Raw genomic sequence first — 3,655 nt, 5'->3', positions numbered from 1 at the left:
GGGGCGACGTCGGACACTCCTCGGCGGCCTATGCTAAAAGCGTCTTTGACGCCTGCAAAGCCGATGCCACGACCGTCAACCCGTATATGGGCCACGACTCGGTCCAGCCGTTCCTCGATTATCAGGAGAAAGGGGTTTTTATCCTCTGCCTGACCTCGAATGTCGGGGGGAAAGACTTCCAGGCGGCTGGCCAGGAGCCACTGTATATTTCTGTCGCTAAACATGTCAAAGAGTGGAACCAGCACGGCAACTGCGGGCTGGTGGTCGGCGCGACCAAACCGGACGAGCTGAAAGCGATCAAAGCGCTGGCCGGCGAGATGCCGCTCCTGATCCCGGGGGTCGGCGCGCAGGGGGGAGACCTTGAAGCCGCCGTTAAGTTCGGCGGCCAGCGGGCGATCATCAACGCTTCGCGCAGTATCATTTACGCCGCTGACCCGGGAGCCGAAGCAAAAAAGCTAAAGGACGAGATTAACCAATGGCGCTGATCGAAGTCGTTGACAATCAATATCCCGATCGGGAGTACACGGTAAATATCGAGTTCCCGGAGTTCACCTGCGTTTGCCCGAAGACCGGCTTGCCCGATTTCGCCACCATCCTGATCGATTATGTCCCGGGAAAGAAATTAGTGGAGTTGAAGTCGCTGAAGCTGTATTTTATCTCCTACCGCAATGTCGGCGCTTTCCACGAGCATGTCATCAATAAAATACTGGATGACTTTGTCGCCGCCTGCCACCCCCGCTCGGCCAAGATAATCGGCGAATTCAGCGTCCGGGGCGGGATAAAAACAACCGTCAGCGCCGCCTATCCTCAATAGCCGCTTTATTTTCTAGACATGAAATGCCGAAGATTCTCGAGATAGATCGGCAGACAAAAGCATAAACTGGAAGAAGCAAGAGGACTATTTGCCAGCTCTCTCAAATCCTCGGCGGTTTGCAAGCTCAAGTTCTCCACTTCTTGACAATCAATGCGGATTTTCGGCAAAGCCTGCTGTTTCAAGCGGCCGGCAAACAAAACATTAATCTCGGCATTGACCGTATGATCATAAGGTTTCTCTACGATTTGAACGGGAGTTTGGCCTACCGGTATAAGATTACCTCCCGCCAGATTTATCCCCGATATACCAATCTCCTCAAATAGCTCTCGATAAGCCGTTTCGAGCGGTGTCCGGCCGGCCAGCACATGACCGCCCGCCGTTAGATCAATCATCCCCTGTGTTCCCGGCCGCTTGCCGCTGCGCACCTGCAGGATCATTTCCCGTTCGGTGAAGAGCGCGACCCGAGCGGTCAGATGCTGTAAGCCCATCAGGTGAACGAACCAGCGCGGTGCCTCGTGGCCGGTTGGCTCGCCTTGCGGGTTAACGATCGAGAGCTGTTCGGTAAAGCATTGCGGCTCTAATCTGACGGCCAGCCGCTCAACTTCCCGCTGAAAACGGTCGACCGGCGGCAAGCCGGCACCGGCCTGATAGCGCTGACGCTTATTAATTACGGTCTTGAGTAAGGAGCCGCTCATAGCGTTGCCAAAAACCTTCATATTGCCATACTACAGCGAGCTACCCTGGTTGAACTGCGCGCCCAGCCGCTTGATCGTCTCCGCCACCTCACCCATGCTCGCCGGCCGCTCGGTCTTGATCGGATGGACCAGCCGGACCAGATACTTTCCCAGCTCTGATTGTTTCAACTCGTTCGGCATTTTGATCCTCTCGACCAGTGCGGCATAGCCGAGGGTACCCAACTGCAGCTGCTCCCGGCAAAACCGCTTGACCACCTCTTCCTGCGAAATGAACATTAAATCCAGGCCGGTCAGACGCCAGATATTGCCAACCCCCTCATACTCCAGCCCCAGCCGGCCGGTCAGGAGGGTATAATAAGTCGCGCCAAAACCAAACACATCGACGCGGACATCCTCCCTGTCCGGGGTTTCCAGCATCAACTCGGGCGGCACATAAGGAAAAGCGCCATGGTCTGTTCTCGCTTCGACCGCATCGAGACGCGCGGCCCGGCCGAAATCGAGGACGGTCAGGATATTAGCGGCCGGGTCATAGAGGACGTTGTTCGGCTTGATATCGCGGTGGACAATATTGCGTTCGTGCAGCTCGACCACCCGGTCGGCCAGCGCCGGCATGAGCTGGCCGGTGATCAAGGCAAGTTTTTTCCGGCTGGCCTCTGCCGGATCACTCTGCTTGAGCCGAAAGAGATCGAGGTCCAGCCCGCCGATCCGGGGCATGATAAAGAACGGCGCCTGCCGGCTGACGTTTTTTGTCGCGCTTAAAAAGCTGGGTCGGTCGTCATATCTCACGGCCGCCTGGCCCCGGTGAACGACCGCGGGGAAACCGGCCCGGCCGGACAGTTCCTGTAAAAGATCGGCCTCATTCTGGCACTCACTGTCGACGCTTTTCGTGGCCGAGATTTTAGCGACTATCTCGCTGACTGTTTGGCCCTGCCTGGTCGGCAACAGGTACCCGGGGAAAAGGGACATGGAGGTCGCGTCAAACTTGTTGCCGCCGGCCACGATAGTCCGCCTGTCCGCTGTCCGGCCGATGACCGTCAGCTCTGGGCTGACGCCAGCCCGGGCCGCCAATTTTGGGGAGACCTTTTTTCCTCTTAGTTCAAAAACGCCGTACATAGCCAATAAATTATCGATACTTTATCGGCGGGATTTCAAACAATTAATAAGTGGAATCAGCCTGTTGGAGGATCTTTAGCTCAATGGGGTCATCTTCCGCGAATGGCTCAACGCGGGGGTCGTGTTTTTTGATGATCATCAGGAACTCGCCGGATACCCCGATCTTGGCGAGCAGGTTCGCGCCGACCAGGCCGTGGTGCTTATGGACAAAGAACCGGCGGAGGAAGATGCTTTTGACCCCCCGGGCGGCCAGCCAGTCGTAAAGCTGGGGCAAAAAGAAACGGATGATGACCAGGAGCGACTTGGAAACCAGCGAACTGCGCTCCAGCACTTTACCGATGTCATGCAGCAGGCCCAGTTTGACCAGCTTTTGCGGATCAAGCTCCGGGTTATAGAGAGCCAGCTCAAGCATCTTGCGGGCCACCACGACCGCGTGCTTTTTCTCGAATCCCGGCAGCTGGTTAAACAAGTCCATTTCTGCGGAGTTGAGATAACCCCGGGCGAAAGCTTCGTCCGCCTGGCCGTAGACCGCAGTCATCCCGAACCAAAACTGTTTCAAACGATAAAATATCATGTTAATCGGATTGTAGGGACAGGGTTAATCCCTGTCCGTTTATTTCGGACAACCATAAAGGTTGTCCCTACATTTAATCGATCGCTTTCCTCAAGCTGGCGGCCAGCTTGATCATCTGGCCGACTTTTTTCTTGGCGATCAGGTCAACCAGGGCCGAACCGACGATCACGCCGTCGGCGTACCTAGCGATCTCTTTGGCTTGGGCTGGAGTGGAAACACCAAACCCGACTGCCAGCGGCAACTTGGTCTGCCGGCGAACCCGGGCGACCAGCTCGGCAATATTCCCCGCCACCCCCACCCGCTTACCGGTCACACCCTTAATGGAGATAAGATAAACGAACCCGGACGACCGGGCGGTGATCAGCTTGATCCGGGCATCAGAACTAGTGGGCGCGACTAAATATATTTGGTCGACTGTCGACTCTTCCGGCGGTAAATCCGGGATTATCACGCCGTCTA

The 3,655-nt window shown here is 56.2% G+C and carries 6 protein-coding genes; 2 read left to right on the top strand and 4 right to left on the bottom strand.

Features of this window, described 5'->3' with window-relative positions:
- Both pyrF and queF read left to right on the top strand, forming a co-directional pair.
- A partial coding sequence (pyrF, locus tag WC600_18950) for an orotidine-5'-phosphate decarboxylase (GenBank protein MFA4904809.1) occupies positions 1–485 on the top strand: 485 nt, incomplete at its 5' end.
- Positions 476–814 carry a preQ(1) synthase gene (queF, locus tag WC600_18945; GenBank protein MFA4904808.1) on the top strand — a complete coding sequence of 113 codons (339 nt, stop codon included), beginning with the start codon at positions 476–478 and terminating at the stop codon, positions 812–814. The genes pyrF and queF, both read left to right, overlap by 10 nt.
- Positions 815–819: 5 nt before the next feature.
- On the opposite strand, the gene WC600_18940 is transcribed toward queF, so the two are convergent.
- The 4 genes from WC600_18940 to trpA all read right to left on the bottom strand — a co-directional run.
- A complete protein-coding gene (locus WC600_18940) occupies positions 820–1,530 on the bottom strand; it encodes an NUDIX domain-containing protein (GenBank protein ID MFA4904807.1) in 711 nt (236 codons plus the stop codon).
- Positions 1,531–1,539: 9 nt separating this feature from the next.
- On the bottom strand, positions 1,540–2,508 hold the full coding sequence (locus WC600_18935) for a protein kinase (protein MFA4904806.1): 969 nt from the start codon (positions 2,506–2,508) through the stop codon (positions 1,540–1,542).
- A gap of 157 nt (positions 2,509–2,665) precedes the next feature.
- Positions 2,666–3,181 (bottom strand): HD domain-containing protein, encoded by a 516-nt coding sequence (locus WC600_18930; GenBank protein MFA4904805.1) that lies wholly within the window; start codon positions 3,179–3,181, stop codon positions 2,666–2,668.
- A gap of 88 nt (positions 3,182–3,269) precedes the next feature.
- A partial coding sequence (trpA, locus tag WC600_18925) for a tryptophan synthase subunit alpha (GenBank protein ID MFA4904804.1) occupies positions 3,270–3,655 on the bottom strand: 386 nt, incomplete at its 5' end.

The sequence above is a fragment of the Desulfobaccales bacterium genome (genome assembly GCA_041648175.1).
In the GTDB taxonomy this organism is placed as follows: Bacteria; Desulfobacterota; Desulfobaccia; order Desulfobaccales; family 0-14-0-80-60-11; genus 0-14-0-80-60-11.
This window is presented reverse-complemented; position numbering and strand designations above follow the sequence as displayed.